General features: G+C 49.3%; 26 protein-coding genes and 3 pseudogenes. 26 read left to right on the plus strand and 3 right to left on the minus strand.

Translation table 11 applies throughout. The annotated features are described in order from the left end of the window. Positions 1–121: 121 nt before the first annotated feature. Both B1728_RS24855 and B1728_RS24865 read right to left on the minus strand, forming a co-directional pair. Positions 122–361, minus strand: a complete 240-nt coding sequence (locus B1728_RS24855; RefSeq protein WP_079913130.1) for a hypothetical protein — start codon at positions 359–361, stop codon at positions 122–124. A gap of 342 nt (positions 362–703) precedes the next feature. Then, positions 704–1,249, minus strand: coding sequence for a TetR/AcrR family transcriptional regulator (locus B1728_RS24865; RefSeq protein ID WP_079913132.1), 546 nt, complete (start codon positions 1,247–1,249; stop codon positions 704–706). Between the two features lie 227 nt (positions 1,250–1,476). Between B1728_RS24865 and B1728_RS24870 the strand changes: the two genes are divergently transcribed. From B1728_RS24870 to B1728_RS24920, 11 genes are all read left to right on the plus strand, one after another. Next, the gene (locus B1728_RS24870) at positions 1,477–2,535 is read left to right on the plus strand and encodes a metallophosphoesterase family protein (RefSeq protein ID WP_079913133.1); all 1,059 of its coding nucleotides are present in this window, start codon (positions 1,477–1,479) and stop codon (positions 2,533–2,535) included. Between the two features lie 154 nt (positions 2,536–2,689). Then, positions 2,690–3,631, plus strand: coding sequence for a quinone oxidoreductase family protein (locus B1728_RS24875; RefSeq protein ID WP_079913134.1), 942 nt, complete (start codon positions 2,690–2,692; stop codon positions 3,629–3,631). 176 nt (positions 3,632–3,807) lie between these two features. Continuing rightward, positions 3,808–4,647 carry a helix-turn-helix transcriptional regulator gene (locus tag B1728_RS24880; protein WP_079913135.1) on the plus strand — a complete coding sequence of 280 codons (840 nt, stop codon included), beginning with the start codon at positions 3,808–3,810 and terminating at the stop codon, positions 4,645–4,647. A 144-nt stretch (positions 4,648–4,791) separates the two neighbouring features. Further along, the gene (locus B1728_RS24885) at positions 4,792–5,505 is read left to right on the plus strand and encodes a GntR family transcriptional regulator (protein WP_079913136.1); all 714 of its coding nucleotides are present in this window, start codon (positions 4,792–4,794) and stop codon (positions 5,503–5,505) included. 199 nt (positions 5,506–5,704) lie between these two features. After that, complete coding sequence (locus B1728_RS24890) at positions 5,705–6,529, plus strand: ABC transporter permease (RefSeq protein ID WP_079913137.1); 825 nt, start codon at positions 5,705–5,707, stop codon at positions 6,527–6,529. A gap of 15 nt (positions 6,530–6,544) precedes the next feature. Continuing rightward, positions 6,545–7,591, plus strand: a complete 1,047-nt coding sequence (locus B1728_RS24895) for an ABC transporter ATP-binding protein (protein WP_079913138.1) — start codon at positions 6,545–6,547, stop codon at positions 7,589–7,591. Between the two features lie 30 nt (positions 7,592–7,621). Further along, a complete protein-coding gene (locus tag B1728_RS24900) occupies positions 7,622–8,812 on the plus strand; it encodes an extracellular solute-binding protein (RefSeq protein WP_079913139.1) in 1,191 nt (396 codons plus the stop codon). A gap of 7 nt (positions 8,813–8,819) precedes the next feature. Next, positions 8,820–9,656, plus strand: a complete 837-nt coding sequence (locus tag B1728_RS24905) for an ABC transporter permease (protein WP_079913140.1) — start codon at positions 8,820–8,822, stop codon at positions 9,654–9,656. Further along, positions 9,657–10,985 carry a hypothetical protein gene (locus B1728_RS24910; RefSeq protein ID WP_079913141.1) on the plus strand — a complete coding sequence of 443 codons (1,329 nt, stop codon included), beginning with the start codon at positions 9,657–9,659 and terminating at the stop codon, positions 10,983–10,985. Further along, positions 10,982–11,467: a hypothetical protein gene (locus B1728_RS24915; RefSeq protein ID WP_144028005.1), complete on the plus strand. Its 486-nt coding sequence runs from the start codon at positions 10,982–10,984 to the stop codon at positions 11,465–11,467. The genes B1728_RS24910 and B1728_RS24915 overlap by 4 nt, the downstream gene beginning before the upstream one ends. Continuing rightward, positions 11,454–12,470: a CehA/McbA family metallohydrolase gene (locus B1728_RS24920; protein ID WP_079913143.1), complete on the plus strand. Its 1,017-nt coding sequence runs from the start codon at positions 11,454–11,456 to the stop codon at positions 12,468–12,470. Before B1728_RS24915 ends, B1728_RS24920 begins: the two co-directional genes overlap by 14 nt. A 116-nt stretch (positions 12,471–12,586) precedes the next feature. On the opposite strand, the gene B1728_RS24925 is transcribed toward B1728_RS24920, so the two are convergent. Then, positions 12,587–13,567 (minus strand): aldo/keto reductase, encoded by a 981-nt coding sequence (locus B1728_RS24925; RefSeq protein WP_079913144.1) that lies wholly within the window; start codon positions 13,565–13,567, stop codon positions 12,587–12,589. Positions 13,568–13,691: 124 nt separating this feature from the next. Between B1728_RS24925 and B1728_RS24930 the strand changes: the two genes are divergently transcribed. From B1728_RS24930 to B1728_RS25015, 15 genes and pseudogenes are all read left to right on the plus strand, one after another. Beyond that, positions 13,692–14,582 carry a LysR family transcriptional regulator gene (locus B1728_RS24930; protein ID WP_079913145.1) on the plus strand — a complete coding sequence of 297 codons (891 nt, stop codon included), beginning with the start codon at positions 13,692–13,694 and terminating at the stop codon, positions 14,580–14,582. 404 nt (positions 14,583–14,986) lie between these two features. Next, the gene (locus B1728_RS24940) at positions 14,987–16,519 is read left to right on the plus strand and encodes a dockerin (RefSeq protein ID WP_079913147.1); all 1,533 of its coding nucleotides are present in this window, start codon (positions 14,987–14,989) and stop codon (positions 16,517–16,519) included. A 248-nt stretch (positions 16,520–16,767) separates the two neighbouring features. Beyond that, a complete protein-coding gene (locus B1728_RS24945) occupies positions 16,768–17,433 on the plus strand; it encodes a GntR family transcriptional regulator (RefSeq protein ID WP_079913148.1) in 666 nt (221 codons plus the stop codon). A 19-nt stretch (positions 17,434–17,452) separates the two neighbouring features. After that, complete coding sequence (gene ilvD, locus B1728_RS24950) at positions 17,453–19,138, plus strand: dihydroxy-acid dehydratase (protein ID WP_079913149.1); 1,686 nt, start codon at positions 17,453–17,455, stop codon at positions 19,136–19,138. A gap of 155 nt (positions 19,139–19,293) precedes the next feature. Next, positions 19,294–20,000 (plus strand): annotated as a pseudogene (locus B1728_RS24955) (DNA alkylation repair protein). Between the two features lie 850 nt (positions 20,001–20,850). Then, positions 20,851–21,018: pseudogene (locus B1728_RS24970) on the plus strand (RCC1-like domain-containing protein); the annotation flags it as partial. A gap of 127 nt (positions 21,019–21,145) precedes the next feature. Next, a complete protein-coding gene (locus B1728_RS24975; protein ID WP_079913152.1) occupies positions 21,146–21,508 on the plus strand; it encodes a MerR family transcriptional regulator in 363 nt (120 codons plus the stop codon). 74 nt (positions 21,509–21,582) lie between these two features. Continuing rightward, positions 21,583–22,505 (plus strand): annotated as a pseudogene (locus B1728_RS37485) (NAD(P)-dependent oxidoreductase). Between the two features lie 512 nt (positions 22,506–23,017). Beyond that, positions 23,018–24,166, plus strand: coding sequence for an MBL fold metallo-hydrolase (locus tag B1728_RS24985; RefSeq protein WP_079913153.1), 1,149 nt, complete (start codon positions 23,018–23,020; stop codon positions 24,164–24,166). 37 nt (positions 24,167–24,203) lie between these two features. Continuing rightward, positions 24,204–24,512 (plus strand): rhodanese-like domain-containing protein, encoded by a 309-nt coding sequence (locus B1728_RS24990; RefSeq protein ID WP_079913154.1) that lies wholly within the window; start codon positions 24,204–24,206, stop codon positions 24,510–24,512. Positions 24,513–24,539: 27 nt separating this feature from the next. Beyond that, the gene (locus tag B1728_RS24995) at positions 24,540–25,112 is read left to right on the plus strand and encodes a sulfurtransferase TusA family protein (RefSeq protein ID WP_079913155.1); all 573 of its coding nucleotides are present in this window, start codon (positions 24,540–24,542) and stop codon (positions 25,110–25,112) included. 36 nt (positions 25,113–25,148) lie between these two features. Continuing rightward, on the plus strand, positions 25,149–25,547 hold the full coding sequence (locus tag B1728_RS25000; protein WP_079913156.1) for a DsrE/DsrF/DrsH-like family protein: 399 nt from the start codon (positions 25,149–25,151) through the stop codon (positions 25,545–25,547). Positions 25,548–25,590: 43 nt separating this feature from the next. After that, positions 25,591–25,818, plus strand: coding sequence for a sulfurtransferase TusA family protein (locus B1728_RS25005; RefSeq protein WP_079913157.1), 228 nt, complete (start codon positions 25,591–25,593; stop codon positions 25,816–25,818). A 59-nt stretch (positions 25,819–25,877) separates the two neighbouring features. Beyond that, complete coding sequence (locus B1728_RS25010) at positions 25,878–26,354, plus strand: DsrE/DsrF/DrsH-like family protein (protein ID WP_079913158.1); 477 nt, start codon at positions 25,878–25,880, stop codon at positions 26,352–26,354. Between the two features lie 80 nt (positions 26,355–26,434). After that, positions 26,435–26,695, plus strand: a complete 261-nt coding sequence (locus B1728_RS25015) for a metal-sensitive transcriptional regulator (RefSeq protein ID WP_079913352.1) — start codon at positions 26,435–26,437, stop codon at positions 26,693–26,695. The last annotated feature ends 2 nt before the right edge of the window (positions 26,696–26,697 follow it).

Consider the following 26,697-nt stretch of genomic DNA (forward strand, 5'->3'; position numbering starts at 1 on the left):
TTGGCTAATGGTAGGCGCTTGCCAGCCCCCATTCCGGACTTTCACCGTAGAGATGACGCCCATGCTGGGCGTACATAGCAAAGCCCTTGAGTATCTTATGATAGACTCGAGGGCTTGTTCCTTACTGTAAATTGTTCCCATCCGTCAAAGGGTCCTCGTCTAAATCGGTTGCAGCTTCAAACACGTTGTCTTGCGGAACATTCGTAAGATCAAGCTTTTGCTTCACCTGATCGCCGATGTTTTCATACCAGGCTTCAAAGGAGTCATCTAATTGCGCCTCCCGATGGCGATCCTCATTCACATCCGAGTCCGCTTCGATTTTATTGCCAAATACCCCATAATCATCCTTAGGTTGGCTCATTGAGTGCTTCAACTCCTTCGTTGTTGGGTCTAATTAAAATCTCCCAAAAGAATCCATTTTATACATGGACTTGTTCTGCAAGATTTCGGAGATGAATATGGAATCCAAGGAGTGGCATACTTTTATCGTATTGCCATCTCAGCAAAAGGAGGTTGGAAGGATGTCTCGCAATAATGCGAACAATAACGGCAAAAAATCTCAGCCTGGAAATAACCAGGACTCTGAGGTAGCCGGATCCAATGGCAAGACGAAGAAATAAAGGAGTAAGAAACCGCCGAACCGGCGGTTTTTTTTCGTGGGGGACATCCGGAAATGCTTTGATCAGTATGATCGGGCGGGCGGCTAAAGGCTTCTCTCGAGCAGTGTCCCAACTTGTTTCGCCATTTCTTCAGGCGGGTACGGCATATCATTTCTGATCCACCATTCAATGACACCTACATAAGCGGTTCCCGCATATTGCAGCATAACATTTTCGCTTAGATCCTTATTTTTTCCGCTTTCTCTATCAATCTCGCCTTGAAACCCTTCGGTAATATAATCAAGAAGCCGTTTTCGAAATGAAGGGGCCCCTTTACTCGCTAACATAGTCGAAAAGAATACATAGTTTTTTTCAAAATATTCGAAAAAGGGCAAGAGTGCGCTGCTCCAATCCAATCTGCAAGCCCATTCACCCATCTCCCTTAATTCGTTAATGTGTGACTCTATAAGCTTGTCCAACAGATCAAATTTGTCCTGATAATGAAGGTAGATAGTACCGCGGTTAATATTCGCCCGGTCGGCTATATCTTGAATGGTAATTTCATCGAAACTTTTTTCTGTCATTAACTCAATAACCGCTTTTTTCATAGCTTCTTGTGATTTAAGAATTCTCCGGTCCACTTTGGTCATCGTAACTACTCACCAAGCTTTCATAGATATTGAGCATTTTCAAACACTGTGTTGAATAATCAACAGATTACGGATCTTTAACCATTGATAAGCATAGTCTTACTTATATAATAATAGACGTAAGTTGATTAATCAATTTAGTTTGATTAACAGTATGAAGTTAACGCTTATTTATGCCAAGGGGAACGGAATTCATAACCTTATTCTGAAAGGAAAATCATTACTCAATGACAAGACGAAACTTTATTAAATGGTTGATCGCAGCTGTTTGGGCGAGTATCCTAACCATTTCTGGACTTATTATTGCCCGTCGATTTCGAGGGGCCGCAGGCGATAATATAGCGATGCCTTCGACGGCTTCACCACCAGGCAGCGTAACAGATGAGAAGCAACCAACGGAAGACGATGGACCGTTACTTTCCTTTTTCATTATAAGCGACCTGCATATCAACTCGGGAATTACCGCCCAATCCAATCACCTGCGAAAGGCTCTTGACGATATAAAGACGTTCGGAGATAAAGTACAAGCAATCGTTATTACCGGGGATATTACCGATTCGGGAACAACGGCTGATTACAGGGAGTTCAAAAATATCATGTCACGATACGACCTTCCGCCGGTATATGCCAATATGGGGAACCACGATTATTATAATGTTTGGATCGGAAAGGATGGTGCATGGAATCAGGATTCGTTCCCGAACGGTAAGACCGATAGCATGGCTCGGCAGGCGTTCACCTCCATGTTCAATCTTGAGAAGCCTTACCATGACGTGTGGCTGAACGGGTTCCATTTTATTCTCCTGTCGCAGGAAGCGTATATTCAGGAAAGACCGGAAGTGGGCGAAGGCGCATGGTACTCGGACGAGCAAATGAGCTGGTTTCGGAGCAAAATGGCAGAAAACAATGACGGTAAGCCTGTCTTTGTTATGATTCACCAAGAGCTGCCGCCGATAGGCCAGGATGGAGGCAATCATATGCTGATCAAAGCCAAGGAGTTCCGAGAGATCTTGAAACCATACCGTAACGTATTCGTTTTTTCCGGGCATACGCATCAGGACTTTACCGTAAACACGGAGCATTATATCCAAGAAACGTTCCACTGGTTCAGGAACTCGTCAATTGGTCTCGTGATGAATACCAAATACGAAAATGTAAGGAAGGATGCTGCACAAGGCTTGTACATAGAGGTATATCCCAACAAGGTCGTGCTGCGCGGCCGTGAATTCAGCGACAGGACATGGATCAAAGAAGCAGATTGGTCTGTTCCGATTTCAGAAAGCTAATGCTGCATTTTGTATGGCAAAAGACAAATGGTCTGTCCCAGTCGAGGTGCAACCTGTTACTTTTTATACCCGTATAAACTGAACCTGTCTGTCTTAGACCCTCCTTGGTAAGATAATCCCATGAATATTACTATTTTTCCTGGAGGTTATCACAATGAAATCGGTTGTTATTGAAAGAGCAGGCGGGGCAGAGGTGCTTAAGGTCAAGGAAATGCCGGAGCTTGCACCTAGATATGGGGAGATGATCATAGATGTAGCTTATGCGGGCGTCGGGCTCGTGGATATTTTGATCCGTAAGGGCGAGTTCACCGAGCTATTTCCTTTTCCGCTGACTCCAGGAATTGAGGTGTCCGGATATGTCCGCTCCATAGGAGACGGGGTGGAGGGATTCCGGAACGGCCAGCCGGTTGTAACACCTCAGCTTACAATACCGCTAGATGCGCTGGAAGGAGAGCTGAGCATGGCCGAGGCGGCAGCCTCCATCGTAAACTTGACCACAGCCTACATGGCGGTTAAGCAAGTGAACCGGATGCGGGAGGGGGACACGGTTCTGGTTCATGCCGCAGCAGGCGGACTCGGCAGCTTTATCGGGCAAGTCGCCAAGCGGTTTGGTGCATCGAGGGTACTTGGAACGGTTGGTTCGCCGGATAAAATCAAATTGGCCGCATCGCTTGGATACGATGAACTGCTGCTGCGGTCGGATTTTGTGGAGGAAACGAAACGGATTGCAGGAGCACAGGGTGTCGATGCCGTGTTTGACCCGGTCGGCGGAGAGACGCGGGCTCGCAGCCTGGAGCTCTTGAGACCGCTCGGACAAATCGTCGCTTTGGGCAATGCCAGCGGCGGCGAAGTGCTGCACAATACGAACGATATTTGGTTGGGCAACATGAACATCGCCGGATTTAACCTGGGGGCGTATGCCGTCTATGATCCGAAAGCCGTGGGCCAAGCGGCAAGCGAGGCGATGCAGCTGCTTGCCAGCGGGAAGATCCGCTCGGAGGTGTACGGCATCTACCCGATGGAGAACGCATCCGAGGCGCACCGTCTGCTCGAGAGTCGGCAAACATCGGGAAAACTGGTCCTGCAGATGGGCTAAGAGTTATCGCTTTATTGTTCCCTGTGGTCTTGTGAACACTCGCAAAAAGGGGATTACCCTGCTGCCTCTAGCCCGCCCCAAGCGCGGACTGGAGGCTTTCTTTTGTGGCGGGAGGGATGGTATCATTTGAATGTTACAGTTGAGGAAACGTTGAACATCTCGGAGGTGCTGCTGCAATGACGCAAACCCGGAATTTGCTCGGGGAATTTTTAAAATCGCGCAGGGCTAGGCTTCAGCCAAGTGACGTCGGTATCGGCGGGGGATATGGAAGAAGGAGAACCCCAGGACTTCGCCGTGAAGAGGTGGCGGAGATTGCCAATGTCAGCACCACCTGGTACACGTGGCTGGAGCAAGGGAGAGATGTGGCCGCTTCCAGGGAAGTCATGGAAAATATCGCCAGGGCGCTGCTCCTGTCGCCCGACGAAAAGCTGCATGTCATGCGGCTGGCGGGATTCGGCGATCTTCCGGAATGGTCCGCACCATTGCCCTTCACGCCGGTGGAGCCGGGAATACAAAAGATCATTGATCAATTCATGTATCCCGCCATTATTGTCAACCGCCGGACCGAAATCATGGCATGGAATCGCCAAGCGCCGCGATGGTTGTATGACTTTCTGGCAGAACCCGGAATGGGCCGCAACATGGTCTGGTCCATCTTCATGAATCCATATTTGCGGGATCGCGTCCTGAACTGGGAACAATTTGCCGCATACAGTGCCGCCATTCTCCGTGCATACCATGGACAATCCAACGGGGACCCGTGGTATGAGATGTTTGCGCAAAAGCTTTCCGAGGAAAGTGAGGAATTCGCGGTGTTATGGGAGCGGCATGATGTCCGGGAGAAGCAGGCGCAGCCATTTCAGCTTGACCACCCGGATCTTGGCCCGCTATCCTTTGAAATCAATACCTTTGCCCATATTAACGGCAATGAGGACATTCACTGCTGCGTCTTTACGCCGATGGAGGGCACAGGAACCGAAGAAAAGCTGAAGCTTGACGTGCAAAAAATGCCGTAACCGATCATCCGGATGCCGCCTAAGCCCCGATCAATTGCAAAGGGTGGTTAGGCCGTTGTAACCGGTCAGCACAGCGTTGACAAGTTTCCATGCTTCGTTCACAATAGGAAGTGTAAAGATGTCTAGAGGAGTAGATGTTATCATATGCTAGCGAAGCAGCAATTGATCAAGCAGTCCCTGGAGTCCATGATGGAGAACGGGCAGCTGCGCGTCGGCCAGCGTCTTCCGTCCGAGCTGCAAATGGCCAAAGATTTCGGAGTCAGCCGCGAAACGTTCCGGGCTGCGGTCCGCATGCTGGAGAAAGAAGGGAGGCTGCTTGTCAAACACGGCGTAGGGACCTTCGTTATTCAGCCGCTGCCGCTTATCCCGAGTTCGCTGGAGAAGCTGACGAGCATTGGCCATATCATCCGGACGGCGCAGCTGGACGAAGGGGAAAGCCGCGTGTCTCTCAAGACGGAGGCTTGCTCTCCGGAGGCTGCGCGGGCGCTAGACATCCGTCCGGACGATGAAGTTGTTATCCTGGAACGCGTGCGCACCGCGGAGGGGGAGCCGGTCGCCTTTTCCATCAATATAATTCCGCGCAGTATTGCCGGTGATGCCTTTGACCAAGGCGAATTCCACGGTTCACTGCTGGATTATTTCGAAAGCCGCCTCGGCCGCAAAATTACGACGGCGGATTCGGAAATTTGTGTGCCGCTTCATATCGACCGCAATTGCCAGCGGCTGCTGCTCCATCCGCAAACGACAGTCCTGCTGCTAAAGCAGGTACATTATGACGACGCCAACAAACCTGTCCTATACTCGCTCGATTACTTACGTAACGATGTGTTTACGTTCCGGATTCGGCGCACAACTTAATTCCACAGCTTCCGATTAAGCCCCGGTCTGTCCTGCAGACCGGGGCTTTTCATTGATTACGAATCCATGCTTCCAACACCCTGCGTATCGTCCAAGCCTTTACAAATTATTTATCCCCGCTTGATGATCTGCTAATAATCATCGGCTACTATATTCTTATAGATGTCTATACCTCTTAGAAAATGGAAAGGAGCATTATATGAGCTGGAACCTGAGAATCTTCTCCGGCAAAGCGTGGTTCGAATGGGCTGCCCTGCTGATCTTCGCCATCTTCTTCATGGGACCGCTGCTTAACCTGTTGGTGCTGGCCTTCTCAGGAAAGTGGCAGTATCCTGCAATTTTGCCTCAGGAATGGTCGCTCTCATGGTGGACCTATGTATTGACCCAGAACGAGGTGATCGAATCCATCTCACTCTCCTTCGGGATCGCCGCGGTCGTAACCCTGTTGTCTGTCATCCTCTGTTTGCCGGCGGCTTATGCGTTTGCCCGGATCCGGTTTCGCTTAAGCAAGCTGTTTTTATTTTCGTTTTTGTTAACCCACGCTTTTCCCAAGATGGGGCTGTACGTATCGATTGCAGTTCTCTTCTATAAGCTGAACCTGATGAATACGTTTCTCGGTGTCGTGCTCATTCATATGGTCAACACGCTGATGTACATGACCTGGATTCCAGCGGCGGCCTTCAAGAGCGTCCATCTTTCCCAGGAAGAGTCGGCGCGGGATGCGGGGGCCGGTCCGTTCCGGGTGTTCTGGTACATCACGCTGCCGATGGCGCTTCCCGGTATCGTCGTTGCCTCGATCTTCACGTTTCTTTCTTCTCTGGACGAGGCCCAGGGAACCTTTATGGTCGGCATCCCGGATTTCCGTACGATGCCGCTGATCATGTATACGATCGTTCAGAACTATCCGACGACCGCAGGAGGCGTGTTCTCAATACTATTGACACTGCCCACGCTTCTTCTGCTGCTAGCCGCACGCCGTTTCATCAGCGCCGATGTATTATCGAGCGGATTTACCATCAAATAGGGGGCATAGGATGCAATGACTTTCCAACAACCTCAGTTATCGATTCAAAACTTTATGAAGGTGTTCAAAACGGGGGATGGAGTCAAGGGCGTAAGCCTGGATGTAAACAAAGGGGAGCTGGTAACGCTTCTCGGACCGTCCGGCTGCGGAAAGACGACAGTGCTCCGCGCCGTAGGGGGCTTCCTGGAACCGGACAGCGGAGACATTCTAATCGAAGGACGAAGCGTCCTCCAAGTGCCGCCGGAGAAGCGCCCGACGGCGATGGTGTTTCAAAGCTACAACCTGTGGCCGCATATGACGGTCTTCGATAACCTCGCTTTCGGATTGAAAATCCGCAAGAAGAAAAAAGAGGAGATACGCGCCGCCGTCGATAAGGCGCTGCAGCTTGTCCGTCTGCCCGGCATAGAGAGCAAGATGCCTGGTCAGCTGTCCGGCGGCCAGCAGCAGCGGGTTGCCGTCGCCAGAGCCTTGCTTCTTGAGCCGGCGGTGCTGCTGCTCGACGAGCCGTTCTCGGCGCTCGATGCGAAGCTCCGGTTCGAGATGCGCGAAGAGCTGCGGGATATACAGGCAAGCACGGGACTGACGATGGTTTTCGTCACGCACGATCAGGAGGAGGCGCTGTCGATCTCTGACCGGATCGTCGTCATGAATTCCGGACGCATCGAGCAAATCGATACGCCTCAGCGCATCTACGATCATCCGGAGACGTTGTTCGTTGCCCAATTTATCGGACGAATGAATTTCCTGTCCGGACGCGGGCACGGAGTTTCGGTCGATATTCAGGGACGGAGCTTCCCGGTCGGGCGCGAGCTGGACGGGGCGGTTACCGCAGCGGTCCGCCCAGAGGATGTGTTCATCTCCGAATGGGAGGGACAAGACCGCGCGGACGTGTTCCCCGCGACGATTCGTCAAGTGATGATCTTGGGACATTACGCCGAAGTGACGGCCGATACCACCGCCGGACCGGTCAAGCTGTTCGTACCCCGTGAGCGGGCTGTGTCGCTTCATTCCGGACAATCCATATCCATCGGTTTCACGCGGGTAACCGCATATGCAGGATAAATACGAAGCGAATTTGAGGAGGCGGCATTGATGAAAAAATGGGTGAAACAGATCAGAGTTCTTAAGGGCAAGACCTTGGTGCTTGCCGCTGCGGCGATGGTTGTCGCTCTGAGCGGCTGCGGCAAGGTAGAACAAGCCGCTACGAATGGCGGTGCGGCGGGAGCTGCACAATCCGGCGGAGCGAAGCCTGTCGAAATCAACTTTTACTTCTCCGGCTCCGCCAATGTCAAGGAAATGTGGGAGACGCTGGCGCCGCAATTCGAGAAGGCGAACCCGGAAATCAAGGTCAAGCTCGTTCATTTGCCGGACGGTCAGGCTGAGGGAGCGGCGATCGACAAGGTGCTTGGAGCCAAGAAAGCAGGTCAGAAAAGCATCGACATCGACGTGTTCGAGACCGGGCTGAGCAATCTGACCAAGGGTGAAAAAGACGGCGTATGGCAGAAGCTCGATCAGTCCGTGATTCCGAATTTGAGCAAGGTTGACTCCGCCTATATGAACGACGTTCATCAGCTGGCCGTGCCTTACCGCGCTTCCTCTGTCGTACTGGCCTACAACAGCAAGAATGTACCCGAGCCGCCGAAGACGGCGGACGAGCTGTACGACTGGATCCGCAAGAACCCGGGCAAATTCGCGTACAACGATCCGGCTACCGGCGGTTCAGGGTCGTCGTTCGTGCAGACGGCAATTTATAACTTCCTTCCTCCCGAAGCGATTCACAACGAGGATCCCGCAATCATGAAGCAGTGGGATAAAGGCTTTGCGCTGCTCAAGGAGCTCGGGCCTTCCATGTATCAAAAAGGCGTTTATCCGAAGAAAAACCAGGGCACGATGGACATTCTGGCTAGCGGTGAAGTCGACATGATCCCCGCGTGGTCAGATATGGCGCTCGAGCAGCTGAGCAAGAAAATGCTGCCGGATACGATCAAGCTGACCCAAATCCAACCGGCCTTCACCGGCGGCCCTTCCTATATTGCAATTCCGGCAATGTCGGAGAAGAAGGAAGCGGCGCAGAAATTCATTAATTATGCCCTGACCCCCGAAGCACAGACCGTCGTTATCAACAAAATGTACGGTTATCCGGGGATTAAGTGGTCCGAGATGCCGCAAGAATTACAGAAGAAGTTCGAAAGTGTAGCTAAGGGCTACCGCACCTTCACGATCGGCTCGCTCGGCGACGAAATCAACAAGCGCTGGCAGCGTGAAGTAGCCGGAGGCAACTAAGAATGCTATGAATAACAAACAGCATAATTATCTAGGGATAGCGATGGTTATCCCTTCTTTTCTCATTCTGCTGCTCGTCGTCGTTATTCCGATCGTGCTTGCGGTACTCGAAAGCTTCAAGGACGATGACACCGGAGCTTTTACGCTGAGCAATTATACCTTCTTGTTCGCCGATTCCTTCATGAGACGCAATATCGGGTTCACGCTCAGCATCACCCTGGTATCGATGGTAGTCGTCATCTTCATCAGTTATTTGCTTGCGATGTATTTGCGGTTTAACCAAGGGAAGATTGCCGATTGGATTCGGCGGCTCTATTTTATTCCCATGTTCATTCCGTCGGTTATTGGTACCTACGGCATCATCTCGATGTACAGCAATCACGGCTGGCTGGCGAGATTTGTACTGCTTGCGGGAGGAGACTACTTTCCGAAAGTTATCTACAGCTACAGCGGAATCGTTCTTGCGAATCTATGGTTTAACATTCCGTTCGCAACGATGATGCTCAGCTCCGCACTATCGGGCATACCGAATTCCATCGTGGAAAGCGCCAAGGATGCGGGCGCCGGGCGGCTGCAAATTTTGCTGCGCTTTATTATCCCGCTGTCCTACAAGACCATGCTTGTAGCGATGACGTTCGTATTTATGGGCATCATCGGCAGCTTCACCGCGCCGTTCCTGATCGGTCCGAATGCGCCTCAGGTGCTTGGCGTCGCGATGGAGCAGATGTTTGGTGTCTACAAGGAGATCGGCCGGACGAGCGCGACTGCAGTATTTATGTTCATCCTGTGCTCGTTCATGGGTTATTTCTACATTCGCAGTATGATTCAGGAGGAGCGACGATAGATGAAACAACGGATGATGATTTACGAGCCGGCGGTTCCGGTACTGGTGGATGCCGGACAGGAACTTAAACTGAAGTTCCAGATGGACAAAGCGGGGCTTGCAGAATTTGCGTTAACCGCAGCCTGCGACGGGGATTGGCTGATTGAAGGCAAGGAATCCGTCCTGCTGCAAGTGCTGCTGAACGGGGAATACAATCAGGTTGTGGTCTTGTTCTACGGCGACCGCTGGCTGAAATACCCTCGGCTGCTCGGTTATCTGGAGCCAGGCGATTACGAGCTCGAGCTGCGGTTTCACGAACAATCTTCTCCGGGCACACGACAAGCGGCCGTAAAGGCGGCGGCCATCTACCGGGTGGACCGCGATTCCTCGCTCGGCATGATTTACCGGTACGCCCCCATGCTGTACGGCAGAGATTTGGGTCATCCGGTGGAGAGCCGCTACACGGACACACCGCTATTGATGCTGTACACGCTAACGCAAGGGGAGGACAGGACGGTTATTGAATATCACGTGCTGTACAGCCACGAGGACGAGGGAACACCGGCTCCTATGCTCATGTCCAAATGGGGACGTCTGACCGATATCGAGTGGACACTTAGAATAGTGCTGGGTCGCGATGGAAAGATCATCGAGACGGTCTATCAAGGGCTTCATCATAGAACAACCCCGTTCAGGGGCGAATTTGTGCTGGGAGGTCACCCGGCGCTGCAATCGGCGAGTGCTCACGGCATGGTCACCGATGTTCCGACCTCGCGTTACCGGATGCTGCTTGCCCCGGTGTACTGCTGGAACCCGGCGATCGAGCCGCGCGAGAGGGTGATGGACGCATACCCGTACACATATCAGATGATGGCTTGGGAGTTGGAACGGCACCGCCGCTTGTCGCAAGTAATCGCCATGGGCACGGGCTCCGAGCCTTGGCAAGTGACGGATGTGAGAGAGTATTTATTCGTTCAGACATCCAAATGGGCGGAAGACCCGGCGCTGCAAAACCGCACATGCGTCGATATACGCGTTAGGCTGAAGGGAAGTACTGCGGTGTACTCCAGCTCGTTCGGGGACCTTCGCGCAGGGGAGTTCCGGGCCGCATATACAGGGCCTTACGAATGGTTCGCCACAACAGTGAAGCTCCCTGCAGGGACGGTGCTAGGCGATATTGAAGCGATTGAGGCAGAGCTGCTTGGAGGTGGCGACCATGCTGTGACGGTTCGCGGCCTGAAAGCGTTCATGCTGGAGGCCGATTATTTGCCGGGTGACGCCGTAGAGACGCTGGTGGAGCTGCGCTTGACGGTTGACGAGCCCGTCGGCTCGCTGTGGTGCGCGCCATGAGAATATTGATGGAAGCGCAAGGCACCTTGACGCCCGTGATGTCCAAGACTCAGGTCGTGTACGCGTTTCCGCTGCCGGAAGGCCTGGCCGGGCTGACAATCCATTTCCGCTACTCACCTAAATTGCTGGAGAATACCGAACGAGCCGAAGAGCTAATCCGGCAATCGGCCCCGAGGTACATGGAGGAGCCCCAGCTCAGCCGTTATTTGGAACGCTGGGAGGATGCGCTCCCGCTGTCCAACTTGCTTACGCTGTCGCTCGACGATCCGAGCGGCTTCCGCGGAGCGGCGCATCGACATTCGCCGGAGCAATCACACCGGATCGGCCGGACCCTAGCGTCGCCGGGATTTCTCCCGGGACCGACGGCCGCAGGGATATGGCGGATCACCATCAGTGCTCATGCCGTTGTCACGGAGGAATGCGGCTATTCCTTGAAGGTGACGGGCTGGAACGAAGAGGAGGCTTATGATGGGCTTGCATAATAAGGGAGAAGCTGCAGAGGAACGTTGGCTTGCCTGCGAGCTTCATACGCATACGTATCACAGCGACGGCCGCCATTCGCTGCGTGAGCTAGCGCTCGCCGCAGCGACGCTGGAGCTGGACTGGATAACTCTGACCGATCATAATACGACCTCGGGGCTGCTTCACAAGGAAGAGGCAGAACACGAATCCGGCATCTCGATAGAGAACGGGTTGGAATGGACGACCTTTTACGGTCATATGCTCGTCCTGGGTTTGCCTTCCGGGAGCTATGCGGATTGGCGTATGTTGGGCGTCAACGATTTGGCTCAGGGCTTGCGCGAGGTGAAAGCGCTCGGCGCTTTGGCCGGTCTCGCGCACCCGTATCGGGTCGGCAGTCCCATGTGCACCGGGTGTTATTGGGAATACGAAATCGAAGATTGGAGTGACATTGATTTTATCGAGGTATGGTCAGGTACGTTTCCCACCGTGAAGACAAGCAATCAGCGGGCGTTTGCCCTATGGACGGAAGCGCTGAACCGGGGCTATCGCATAGCGGCGACCTGCGGCCGTGACTGGCATGATTCGGCGCCGGACGCGGCGGAGCGGGAGCCGGTCGCCGTCACCTACATCGCTGGCGATACTCCGGTGTCGGGCATTGCCCGCGGGGCAGTCGCCGTGTCAATGGGGCCGCTGATGACGATAACGGCCTCCGGAGAGGGCGGAGAGACGGGCATCGGCGGCGTCATGAAGCTTATGGAGCGGTCCAAGACGATCGACGTATCGGTTCAATTGGATTTTGGGCGCCGGGCCGCCTGCTGGTCACTGCCTGAGCAGACGCTTGAGGTTAAGCTAGTCGGCAACGAAGGGGTTATTCAATCGATAGCGCTGCCGTCAGGCGTTCGCGAGACAATTGTCTCTCTTGATGCTTCCGCTTTATCATGGCTTCGGGCGGAGCTGTACGGCACGATGAACGGGTGCCGGACGATGATTGCTTTTACCAATGCCATCTATATCGAGATCTGAAATAACGAACTAGGCCGCCGATATTCTCGGCGGCTTTGCGTTGGCGTGCTGCTATGTCAATCGTTGGTCATCATTGCCCGTTGACATGCTAAGCTTTCTTTTCGCAGCAATTATATTTACAAGAGATCCCGCAGCTTAGCAATATCTTCATCCGTTCTGTTACCGTGGATCTCGATTTTAGCAAGTTCATTCTCAATTTGATTATATTCATCATCCGTTAGCTCGACATCAGCCGCCCCCAGATTTTCCTGAATTCGCTCAAAATTTCGTGAACCGGGGATGGGGACAATAAAATCTTTTTTATGCAGCATCCATGCCAGAGAAATTTGTGCCGGGGTGGCATTCTTTAATGCTGCAAATCGGGTTAATAAATCCAGCAGCGGCTGATTTGCTAACCTATTCTCCTTGCTGAAGCGGGTGATCACCCTTCTTGCGTCAACTCCAACAAACTCCGTATCTGCTTGGATTTTCCCGGACAAAAATCCGCTGGCAAGCGGGGAGAAAGGTACGAAGCCAATTCCCAGCTCTTCACATGTGGGGATCACATCCCGTTCAAACATCCGCTCCATGATTGAATACTCGCTCTGAATCGCAGTCAATGGAGTTACCGCATGTGCGCGTCGGATTTCATCTTCTGTGGCCTGCGACTGCCCCCAGCCCAGTATTTTTCCTTCTTTAATCAGCTCGCCCATACAGTATGCAATTTCTTCCACAGGTATGTTCTTATTCACTCTGTGTTGATAGTAGAGATCGATACGATCGGTTCCAAGCCTCTTCAGAGAAGCATCCACGCGCCCTCTAATTTGCTGCAGCATCTTTTCGGTCGAGCTCGCTTCGTCGCTTTTTTCATACATAATCTTCGTCGCAATCACAACTTGATCCCGGATCGGCCTCAGCGCTTCACCCACCAGCTCCTCATTGGACCCTATACCGTAGATCTCGGCCGTGTCGAAAAAAGTACAGCCTAATTCATAAGCCTCGTTAATCAGGCGAATCGCATCACGGCGCTCCGGTACAGCACCATATCCCATAGATAATCCCATGCAGCCATAGCCGATCGCGGACACTTCCAAATCTCTCAATTTTCTTTTATACATTGCTGTTGCTCCTTCCATTTTCTCTGAGTTCCTCTCTAATGTTACAGTTGGAGTGCTTGATACGGAAGTTCAAATAGGTTAGCATGGTATTAACTATTAGTTTATACGGAGAGAAGGCTTAATAATGAATGAACAGTTGAATACGTTTATTCAGGTGGCGGAGTCCGGAAGCTTTTCCAAGGCGGCTGAGAAGCTATTTGTTTCTCCAACCGCAGTGATGAAGCAAATGAATTTGCTGGAGAAGCAAGTAGGAGTTCCTCTTTTGACTCGCACGAATCATGGTGTTGGACTCACTGAGGCCGGAAAATCGTTTAGCAAGGATGCGGCATTTATGCTGCAGTATTTTCAAGAAGCCCTGCTGCGTACACGTCATGCCGCACAGACAAGTCAGGTTATTCGCGTTGGGACCTCTATGCTTAATCCATGCAAGGTTTTGCTGGATCTATGGAATGAAATCAGCGATCAATATCCGCAGTTCAAGATCAACATCGTCCATTTTGAGGATGATGCTTATACACTCCCAACTACGTATCGTACCCTTGGCCAAAACTTTGATTTCATCGTAGGGCCAACCCTTACAGAAAACTGGAAGGATTATTTCCGCGTGCTAGAACTAGGCAGTTACCGCTTTTGCTTTGCAGTCTCTCGCAACCATCGGCTGGCTTCCCAAAAAACATTGTCTGTCAAAGATTTATATGGGGAGAAGCTGGTTGTGGTGAACGGCGGAAAATGCGCCGCAATTGAAACAATTCGCGATTTTTTGATCAGGAACCATCCTAAAATCAAAATTAAATATATTCCGCGCCTATATGATCTTGATGTATTCAACCGCTGCGTAGAAAGTAATACAATCATGCTTACATTGGATGCATGGAAAGATATTCATCCGTCCTTGGTGACCCTTCCTAGCGATTTGGATTTCACTATACCCTATGGTTTGCTATATCCTCTGCAGCCATCCGAGGATGTCCATCAGTTTCTAGAAATCATTAAGGAAATGCAATCTAAGAACTAAGAAAAAAAGAGAATCCAATGGTGTGAGAGCAGCCCTCTTCTTGGGAACAAGATGAGGGTTATTTGGGTTCCGGGTTTTACCCGGCAAATTACTGGCACTAACATAACTTTTTCTAGGGGATTCTCTGTGTCAGCAGCTTTTTGTTAAGCAAAAAAAAGGTAACTACCCTACAACTATGATGTGTGCCCCCCATAAGGATTTTGAAATAATAGGTATAATGAAGAACTGTAAGCGCTTACTGGTAGTGGAAATTGATGAGGTCTATACCGGCAGGGCAGCGGCTTGCGGCATCAAGTTTGCAGAGCAAGGGGGGGAAGTCGAATCATTGGATGCGCCAAGCTCAATCATGGTTGTCTATTTCATTACTGAGACTCACAGCTAGATTATAATAGGAGGTTACATTTATGCTCAAATTGAATAAGTCAAAAATGAAAAAGCTATGCGGAATTTCAGTTTGCCTATCGGTGACATTATCATTATTTTGCACGACTGGCAACCATGTCAATGGTGCGGCGGCAGCTGCTCCCGCAAATGTCATTGCCTTCCCCGGAGCTGAAGGCGGAGGGAAGTTTGCAACCGGCGGAAGAGGAGGCGATGTAGTGTATGTTACTAATCTGAATGATAGTGGCCCTGGTTCATTCAGAGATGCGGTTGGCACGCCTAATAGAATCGTTCTATTTAAAGTTGGAGGAACCATTGAATTACAAAGCGATGTCGTTGTCAAATCCAACGTGACCGTAGCAGGCCAGACCGCCCCGGGCGGCGCAGGAATTACATTGAAAAACTATAAAATCGGTCTTGGCGGCGATAATATTATCCTTCGGTTTATCAGTTCAAGGCCCGGTGAACGAGGTGTTGCGAAGGATTATGATGCATTCGGAGGTTCAAACGGAAGCAACTCCATCGTCGACCATGTTTCCATTGGCTGGGCGAATGATGAGCAATGGGGGCTTTATTCAAAAAATGACAACTACACGGTACAGTACTCCATTATTGGTCCATCGAATTCATTCTCCTACCATTCCAAGGGAATTCACGGGTTTGGGGTTATGCTTGGCAGAGCTAACGCTTCATGGCATCATAATCTGATTGTGCATAACGTATCTCGCAATTTCCGAGGGAAAGTGGTAGGAACCAATCCAATCGATTTTACCAATAACGTCATTTATAATTGGGGATATGAAACGGCTTATGGAACTTTAGGTCATGAAAATTATGTAAACAACACATTGAAAACGGGTGTTTCAACCAAAGGGGGCTTCAATTATATAAGTGTCGGCGATAGCGGAACAAGTCCCGAAAACTTTTCTATTTATTTAAAGGGGAATCGTTTCCTTAATAAGGACAATACAGAATACAGCACGTTTACCTCGGATAACTGGACTGGAATTAAATACGGCTCTGGAAAAACAGAAGAAAATACCCGTTCGGATGTACCTTTCGAAATGCTCGTAAACGGGGTCAATGTATCTACAGCCGTCTACGCGGAAAGTGCGGAGGATTCCTACAATCATGTGTTGCATTACGCCGGTGCAGCGGTAAGTGCGAATCAAAGGACGGAAATTGACAAGCAGGTTGTTCAGGAAACTAGGACGGGTAAAGGATCGCTTACAGGTGCTAGACCTTATTCGGAGGCTACGGATGAACAAAAAGCTCAGCTCGATAAATATCATATTGAGACTGGAGTTAAGTACACCTATCCTGATGCAGTGTTGACCGGCGCGCCGACAGATACAGATGGAGACGGTATGCCTGACGACTGGGAGAAGGCGAGAGGTCTTAATCCGAACAGCGCTTATGCGCCTGATGGTACTCTGGAATCGAGGGGAGATTACTTGGGACAAGGATATACAAATATAGAATATTATATCAATGATCTGACGGTACATGCATTTCCAGCCAACACAGTTCAGTTATCTCCCAAGAAAAAGAAGTAAGGAAGTAGCATTTCTTACTAGATCTGGATAAATGCAAATGAGAGTATGGACGAAGCCTATGCTAAAGCGTAGGAGCGTCCATTTTTTTTGTAGATGGCAGTTTAACGTAATGGGGTCCTAAATTGATTTCAACTAGGAAGTGATGAATTCATTATTGGGTTACAAATAAATATTAAAAATAACCTATTGCATTTCACATACGTATGCGATATATTGCATATAAGATTAAAAAAGTAAGGATGATAAAATTGCCAGTACCCAAAAATTTCGTTTCGCCTGCGCGGATGTCCGCAAAAGAAAGAGCCTTTTCCCAAATTCAACGATGGATTATCGATGGTACGCTCCAACCAGGGGAAAAACTTATTGACGCTGAATTAGCGGAGTCGCTTGGAGTAAGCCGTACACCGATTCGGGAAGCATTTCAGCTGCTCGAAGTGCAAGGGCTCGTTTCGACGCATCCTGGAAAAGAAACAAAAGTGACGGAAATTGAGAAGGATGACATCTTCAAGATGTATTCAACGATGGCAGTTCTTCAGGCTTTAGCAGCTGAAATTACCTCTAAGATTATTGCACCAGAGCAAATCGAGCAGCTTCGATCGATTAATCATGATTTTGCTCGTGCCATTAATAGCGGTCAAGCTTACCAGGCCATGGAGGCGGATGAACAGTTTCATAACCTTATCATGGAGCTCTCGGACAATCCTTATATCGCTTCATTCAGCGCGTCGCTTCAGATTCATATCCGGCGCTTTAAATACGTCTTCTTAAAGCAGCCGGTTACGGCGACACAAGCTTCAGTCGATGAGCATGCTTCGATTATTTCAGCTTTTGAGCAGAAAGATAGCGATCGCGCTCAGGCAATAATGAAGCAAAACTTCATCCGTCCGATGCAGGAGCTGCACGAATTACTTTAATAGACAGGGGAGAGGAATAATGGCGAGCGGAAAGGATCTTCGTATTCGCAGTAAGGTAATCAGCGAGGGTGTGAACCGGGCACCGAACAGAGCGATGCTGCGTGCCGTTGGTTTTAAAGATGAGGACTTCAAAAAGCCGATGATTGGCGTAGCCAGCACCTGGAGTGAGGTAACACCGTGCAATATGCATATTAATGAATTGGCTGTTCAAGCTAAGCTTGGGGTGCGTAACCATGGTGGTGCTCCGCTGATTTTTAATACGATCACAGTCTCAGATGGTATTTCAATGGGCCATGGAGGCATGCTGTTCTCGCTGCCAAGCAGGGAAGCAATCGCGGATTCTATTGAGATTGTAACCGGAGCTGAGCGGTTTGACGGTCTTGTGGCGATCGGTGGATGCGACAAGAACACGCCCGCCTGTTTGATGGCAATTGGACGGTTAAATATTCCTTCCGTTTACGTATATGGAGGAACGATCCAACCGGGCAATCTTGACGGTAAAAAAGTTGATATCGTCACGGCTTTCGAAGCGGTCGGACAATATCATGATGGAAGAATGACGGATGAACAGCTCCATAAGGTAGAATGTAGCGCTTGTCCGGGTCCAGGCTCTTGCGGCGGCATGTACACCGCCAATACCATGGCCGCTGCTGCAGAAGCAATGGGCATGAGCCTTCCGGGCTCCTCTTCTACGCCAGCTATTTCGCCTGATAAAGCGGCAGAATGTGTTGAGGCTGGTAAACAAGTCATATCGCTGCTTGAGCAGGAGATCTACCCCAAAGACATTATGACGAAAAAAGCATTTGAAAATGCGATTACGGTCGTTATGGCTTTGGGAGGTTCAACAAATGCTATCCTGCATTTGCTCGCCATTGCGCATTCGGTAGGTGTCGATTTATCATTGGATGATTTTGAGCGAATCCGCCTCCGTGTTCCCCATTTGGCAGATCTGAAGCCAAGCGGCCGATTTGTTATGCAGGATTTGAACGAAATTGGCGGCATTCCGGGTGTAATGAAGTTCTTACTCGCTGAGGGTCTTCTTCACGGTGATTGCCTCACGGTCACAGGCAAGACCTTGGCAGAGAATCTATCCAAGGCAGCTCCACTTCGAACTGATCAGGAGATTATTCGCCCGTTGGATAAACCGCTGAAGCCTAGCGGACCATTGGTTGTTCTTAGAGGCAACCTCGCTCCTGAAGGCGCCGTTGCCAAAATGTCCGGTATGAAGAAGCAGCAGTTTGTCGGACCTGCAAAGGTGTATGACAGTGAAGAGGATGCAACGGAAGCCATTTTGAGAAATGAAATCCATAAAGGGGATGTCCTAGTTATTCGCTATTGCGGTCCCAAGGGCGGGCCAGGTATGCCGGAGATGCTATCTGTTACTGCACTGATTGTAGGCAAGGGTCTTGGCGGGGAGGTTGCCCTTATCACGGATGGCAGATTCTCGGGTGGTTCCCATGGCTTTGTAGTCGGTCATGTATCACCTGAAGCGCAGGTAGGCGGACCAATTGCATTGCTGAGGAATGGGGACATCATCACCATCGACAGTGAAACTCAGCAGATTAGGTTTCAAGTGACGGAAGAGGAGCTTGCTGCCCGGGCGCAATCATGGGTACAGCCTCCGCTCAAAACAAATTCGGGCGTACTGGCCAAGTACGCAAGACTAGTTTCCTCAGCATCTACAGGTGCAGTTACAGATATGTAATAAAATGAAGAATCGCCAAGCTTTTGGCGGTTCTTTTCTTTTATGCCGGCAAGGCCGTGGTCCTGATTTCATTGGATTATGGCCGATTTATGATATATTCAATGATAAGAACGGCTAAAGCACTAGCGACTATCTATAAAAAGGAAGTGCGAACAATGAATCTAGAAATGGTCATGCAAGAGCTTGAGGCTCTCGGTAAGGAGCGTACCAAGAAAATATACCAGTCCAACGGCGCGCACGAGCCCCTTTTTGGTGTAGCCACAGGTGAAATGAAGCCCCTTTCAGGAAAATAAAACGAAATCAGCCATTGGCAGAGCAGCTCTACGCTACAGGGAATTACGATGCTATGTATTTTGCCGGGATGATTGCAGATCCTGTAGCCATGTCAGAGGCCGATTTTGAACGGTGGATTGATAAAGCTTATTTTTATATGCTATCGGATTATGTGGTTGCTGTCACTTTGGCAGAAACGGAAATAGCTCAACAAGTTTCGGATAAATGGATTGCAAGCGATATAGAGCTCAAAATGTCAGCGGGTTGGAGCTGCTACTGCTGGCTGCTCGGGAATCGTCCGGATAGCGAATTTTCCGAAAAGAAAATTGCTGATTTGCTGGAACTTGTTAAACATACGATTCATGATGCCCCGGATCGTACGAAGTACGCGATGAACAATTTCATTTACACGGTGGCAGTATCCTACCTTCCGCACCATGAAAAGGCGGTCGCGATCGCAAAGGAAGTAGGACCGGTAGAAGTTCATACAGGTTCTGCAAAAAGCAAGTTTTTGAACGCTTCCGTTACGATTCAAAAAGCCGTAGATAAAGGGCAGCTTGGGTTCAAACGAAAATATGTAAGGTGTTAGAGATGTATGAGTCAATAATGATTGGCTGGAAATAGAATGGAATCAACATAAATAAAAGGTGAGCTATTCAAACTCCTAAATCCAATTGGGGGATTAGAGGACATCTAGTTCGTCATCGGCGATATCACGAATGTAGATGCATTTGCAGCGGTATTGGCGAATTGCGACGTCTTATTTCATACAGCAGCCTATTTCCGGGAATCGTTCGGATTGGGTCAAAATCAATGGCCGATGTTGGAAAAAAATCAATATTACCAATACGATTCGATTGTTCGAATTAGCTACCTCAAAAGGTGTAAATAAGATCGTACATACGCGGGTAACAGCTTTCCGGCAGGTAATTCAGTCATCAATCGGAACTATACAGCTTCAGTTTCGCATGATCATTAAAGATCCCTTATAATGATAAGTGAATAAAGTGTAAGTAGAGGTGAAAAAAATTGAGCTTGACTCCACTGCAACAATCCATTTTACTAACATTAACCACGGAATGGCAGACACCGGTACAGATTGCAGGTCAACTTACGGAAGCTGCGGATCTATCCGATGTAAATCAGTCACTAAAAGACCTTATACGTGAAGGGTTGGTACAGGTTAATCCCGTGGTTCTGGGTCTGTATCGATTATCCACTCTCGGCACGCAAAAGACGAAGGATATGGGTGAGAATCAATAAAACAGCCCGGCACAAGAGACTTTCGCATACGCTTATTCAATGAAGCTAAGTTCCAAAAACAACGCGGTTGCCGATATGCATCGGTAGCCGCGTTGTGATATCCCGTATAGGGACTGATAGAGATGCTCTAAGGATAGGGGATTATCAAGCGAGTAACCTTTACAAGCAGGTAAACGATGGATTACAATTCACCAAATGAAGCGGTGTTAAAGGTGAAACGGTGGCCTAAAGATACCATAGCGGCGGGTCGTCGTCATACCGTTCGCCTTAAGTCGGACGGCACAGTGGAGGCTGTGGGGGATAACGAGTACGGACAATGCGATGTAAGTATCTGGCGAGGCATCCAGCTGCCCGGCGTCAAAAACAATGCCCATTAGACCTATCTACATATGGGGAAGTCAATTAAGATAATGCCATTTCCGACAAGCGTCTTCTTATCCTATATCGAACATAGAAGGAGGTTCAAACGGGATGAAAATAAGCGAACTGTCGCGATTGACCCGCGTAAGTATACGGTCGATCAGGCATTATGACAACAAAGGCCTTCTGAACGCCGTTAGAATGGAGAATGATTATAGGGATTTCGGCGAATCTGCCGTAGAAAGAGTCAGAGCGATTCAACTATACTTGAAGCTCGGACTAACGACCGATGAAATCGGAACTTTGTTCAAAGGCGAGACGGCGGATCCCGATGAATATGAATTTTGCGAGGAAATGCTGGCGACGTACGAACAGAAGCTCGGGAATGTGAATCATCAGATCGAAGCGCTTCATGCTCTGAAAAGATTATTGGAGAGACAAATCGATATAACGAAGAGGAAACAAACACCGTGAAATGCTCCTGGGCTGTTTTTTTGTGTGTTGACTTTGACACTAGTGTAATCCTTTATGATGTCCTTGAGGTTATCATGAAAGGGGTTTTCACATTGAACAGGAATGCAATTACCGTTGGGAAAAGCAAATCGGTGACTATCATCGGCCTGGGTCCGATGGGCCAGGCGATGGCGGGTGTTTATCTGGAGCGCGGTTATAAGGTAACCGTATGGAACCGAACCGCCAGCAAAGCGGACGAGCTTGTATTGAGGGGAGCCGTCAAAGCATCCTCCATCAAAGAAGCGCTGGACGCTAACGAGCTGGCGGTCCTCAGCCTTACGGACTACGATGTAATGTATGCAATCCTCGAACCGGCTTCGGAACAATTGTCCGGCAAGGTTCTCGTCAATCTGAGTTCGGATACTCCGCAAAAGTTCGTACGGCAGCAAAATGGTTAACCGACCGTGGGGCCAGCCTGATTACCGGGGGAGTACAGGTTCCGCCTTCCGGTATCGGTAAGCCGGACTCTTACACGTACTACAGCGGTCCAAAAGAGGTGTTCGAGGCTCACCAGAAGGATCTTGAAGTCCTTACCGGCACTGACTATCGAGGCGAGGATCCCGGACTAGCCATGCTGTATTATCAGCTCCAGATGGATATATTCTGGACGTCCATGCTGGGCTACCTGCACGCATTTGCAGTGGCGAGTGCGAACGGCATAACGGCGGAGCAGTTCCTGCCCTATGCTTCAGCAACGCTGTCATCATTGCCAACATTTGTTAAGTTCTACACACCGCGACTTGACGCCGGTAAGCATCCTGGCGAAGTGGACCGACTGGCTATGGGGGTTGCGAACGTCGAGCACGTCGTTCATACAACAGAGGATGCCGGCATCGATATTGCTTTGCCATCTGCGGTTCTGGATATTTTCAAACGAGGGGTAGAGATGGGTCATGCTGGGGACAGTTTTATCAGTCTCATAGAAATCTTCATGAAATCATCCGATGTCCGTTCATAAATTGAAGGCCATTCCTAACGGGATGGCCTTAAAATCTTTGATCACTACAATGAAGCTGACCAAGGCGGAAGCAAGCCTGGCTGCGATAATCACCCCATGACGGTATGGCGGGAACGATTCTCCTGTGACAAGGAGACGGGAGGATGCTGTAGAGTATCCTGCTGTCGTTCTGGCATTCGCGATTTATCGGTAAAGTACTGAAACTTTCCATAAAGGGAAGTTGACAAGGAAAGGCGCGTCAAGGATGGATTGGAAGTCGGTACGGGCACAGTTACAACAAGAAGCTTGACGAACAGAACAAAAAGGATTATATTATCCACATACCCTGACGGGTATATGTATATAAGAAGAGCGTCGATACTTTAAACAAATATATTATAGTCACCGTAAACAGATTGTCAGTACAAGTAATTTATTTTTTTGTCTTTTTATATACCCTATAGGGTATTAATGAAGTGAAGAAAGGCAAGTGAAATATGGATATCGATTCTATTTTCAGGAGGAAATCAACAATGACGAATCAAATTCAACTTCAAGGAATGACTGTGGCACAGCTGACGGCAAAAGTCCTGAATCATGAGCCGCTTTTTATCTTGGATGTACGAAACGAAAGTGACTTTAACGATTGGAGAATCGAAGGGAAACAGGTAAGGATCATCAACAAACCGTATTTTGATTTGATTGACGGAGTAGAAGAGGTCCTGGATCTGATCCCAGACAATCAAGAAGTGTTGGTTGTATGCGCCAAAGAAGGCTCTTCGAAATTCGTTGCAGAGCAGTTGGTCGAAGCAGGGAAGCATCATGTTTCCTATTTAATTGGCGGTATGAAATCTTGGAGCGAGCATTTGGAGCCCGTTAAGATAGGCGATCTGAAGGGCGGCGGAGAAATTGTTCAGTTTGTCCGCATCGGCAAAGGCTGCTTGTCCTATATGGTGATTTCGAACGGTGAAGCCGCTGTTATTGACGCAGTTAGGATGACCGATGTTTTTATAGATTATGCCCAAACAAATAATGCGAAGATCAAACATACATTGGACACTCATCTTCATGCCGATCACATTTCCGGAGGAAGACAATTAGCTGAACAAACCGGTGGAACCTACTGGCTGCCGCCAAAAGATGCTGACGAAGTGAGTTTCGATTATGAAAAGCTGGAGGAAGGCAAATCCATCGTTGTAGGCAATACGCAAATCAAGATTCAACCGGTTTATTCTCCAGGTCATACCATTGGGAGCACATCTTTAATTGTGGACGATCAGTATTTGCTGTCGGGCGATATTTTATTCGTGAAATCTATCGGCCGTCCCGATCTGGCTGGCAAGGCGGAGGACTGGGTATCGGATCTAAGAGCAACTCTGTATGAGCGTTATAAACGGCTCTCGGAAGATCTGATCGTGCTTCCAGCGCATTTCGGCAAGTTTACAGAACTAGGTGAGGGTGGCAAGGTATCAGCACGTCTTGGTGATCTATATAAGGAAAATCCGGGATTAAACATTCAAGACGCTTCCGTATTCCGCAGTACGGTTACCGAAAATTTGCCGCCACAGCCAAATGCTTATCAAGAAATTCGCCAAACCAACATGGGGAAAATCACTCCAACCGAAGAGGAGCAAAGGGAAATGGAGATTGGTCCCAATCGCTGCGCAGTTCATGACGAATAATCCGGGATGATCCGATTCGATCAAGGAGGTGAAGCATATGTACAAGGAGCAAATGCCGGAAGAGGTTCTTGAGAGGCAGAAGCAGAATGAGAAGCTCGTCATCCTAGATGTTCGTGAGCCTGAGGAATGGCAATTCGGACACATTCCGGGTGCCAAGCACATCCCGCTCGGACAAATCGCAAGAGCGTTGAATGAATTAGATCCGAAGCAGGAAACCATCATCGTCTGCCGCAGCGGTAACCGAAGCGGTCAGGCCTGCGATTTCCTTTCTTCGATGGGCTTTAACGTCGTCAACATGCTAGGTGGCATGTCGAAGTGGACCGGAGATACCGTATACGGGGCTTAAGCATTTAATCAATAGGGAGGGTTTATCATGTCAACATTGCAAGTAGATCGCACTATAGAATGTGAAGGACTAGCTTGTCCTCTACCCGTTGTTAGAACCAAGAAAGCCATCGATGATATGAAAGCAGGCGAAGTATTGGAAGTCCGCGCAACAGATAAAGGTTCCGTCGCAGATCTTAAGGGCTGGTCCAGCCGTACCGGGCATCAATATATTGGCTTGAAGGAAGAGAATGGGGTGTTCCGCCACTTTATTCGCAAAGCGGAAGCAGCCGAAACGAAAGCCGAGAATAAGCACCCGCATACGGCAACGAATGAAGAGATTTACGCCAAAACGGCAGCCGGAGAAAAGTTGAATATCATCGATGTTCGGGAACCTGCAGAGTATGCGTTTGGTCGCATCCTGGGGGCGATTTCGATTCCATTGGGCCAGCTTGAAGAGCAGATGTCGTTGCTCGATCCAAATAAGGAATACTACGTAGTGTGCCGAACCGGAAACCGAAGCGATATGGCCTGCCAGATCCTAACGGAAAAAGGTTTTTCTCATATCAAAAACGTTATTCCCGGCATGTCGGAGTGGACACATGAACTGGAGCAAGATTAATATAACGAGATTAAATAAAAGGAGACTGTGTATATCATGACAAATAAAAAAGTAGCTCTTATTGCATCTTCCGGCGGTCTGGAGACAGCCTATAAGGTTCTGAACATAGCCACAGCAGCGGCGGCACTTGATGCCGAGGTAGCCATCTTTTTCACCTTTGAAGGGCTTTCTATCATTCACAAGCAGTCGGAGCAGCTGCTTCAACTGAAGCCCGGCAACGAAGGATTAGCGGAAGGCTTCAAGAATGCCAATGTCCCATCCATCGGTGAGCTCATGGAAATTGCAAAGGAATCCGGAGTACGTCTCATCGGGTGCCAAATGACGATCGATGTTATGGGACTGAAGCCGGAGCATTTTATTGATGGAATCGAGCTCGGCGGTGCAGCGACATTCCTGGATTTTGCCTTTGATGCGCAAGTGAGCTTGAATTTCTAAAAATTGAAGAGACATTAGCTGAAAACTAAGGAGAGATATCCACATGGCAAACTTGACTGTAGACGCAAAAGGACTGGCATGCCCGATGCCGATTGTAAAGGCGAAGAAGGGAATCGATACATTGGAACCCGGACAGACTATGGAGCTGCAAACGACGGATAAAGGCTCCATGAAGGATTTCCAGGCATGGGTCAACCAAACCAATCATGAGCTGGTAGAAGCAAGAGAAGACAACGGCGTCTTTACCTTTATCGTGAAGAAGGGCTCCTGATTAAATTTTTTTGGATTTCAACATACCCATACATGTATAAGTAGTGAGGTGAATGATAAGTGAATCAAGAGAAATCGACAATAGTTTTATTCAGTGGGGAATTGGATAAAGCGATAGCTGCGTTCATTATTGCTAATGGGGCAGCGGCTTACGATCATGAGGTAACCATTTTCTTCACCTTCTGGGGATTGAATGCGCTGCGTAAGGATGAATCGGTATTCGTGAAGAAAGGCTGGCTGGAGAGAATGTTTGCGAAAATGATGCCGCGCGGAGCGGATAAGCTTGGTCTCTCCAGGATGAACTTCGGAGGTTTTGGCCCCAAAATGATTAAGCACGTTTTGAAAAAGCACAACGCTTTGACACTGCCGCAATTAATCGAACTGGCCCAGGAGCAAAGGGTTAAATTAGTTGCCTGTACCATGACGATGGACCTGCTTGGGCTGCAAAAAGAAGAGCTTCTGGACGGTATTGAGTACGCAGGCGTTGCCGCCTACTTGGGTGACGCTGCAGACGCCAAAGTCAATTTGTTTATTTAACGAAGCCTGCGTGGCATTGTTTTATGATGCTGTTTTGCAATTATATACCTATTCCGGTATTAAAGAAGGGCGGTTATTCCATGCATTATGATGAGGATGTTCAAAAGAGATTAAAGCGGGTTGAAGGACAAATTCGCGGCGTACTGAAGATGATGGAAGAAGAGCAGCCATGCAAAGATGTTGTGGCCCAACTGTCAGCGGTTAGGAATGCTGCGGATAAAGCCATCGCCTACATCGTTGCCGTCAATCTGGAGCAATGTATTATGGAAGAAAAGGAAGCCGGAAGAGATACGGGTAAAGTCGTACATCAGGCTATCGAATTGCTGGTGAAAAGCAGATAAGC

It is taken from the genome of Paenibacillus sp. 32352 (assembly GCF_002042965.1).
GTDB lineage: Bacteria > Bacillota > Bacilli > Paenibacillales > NBRC-103111 > Paenibacillus_S > Paenibacillus_S vulneris.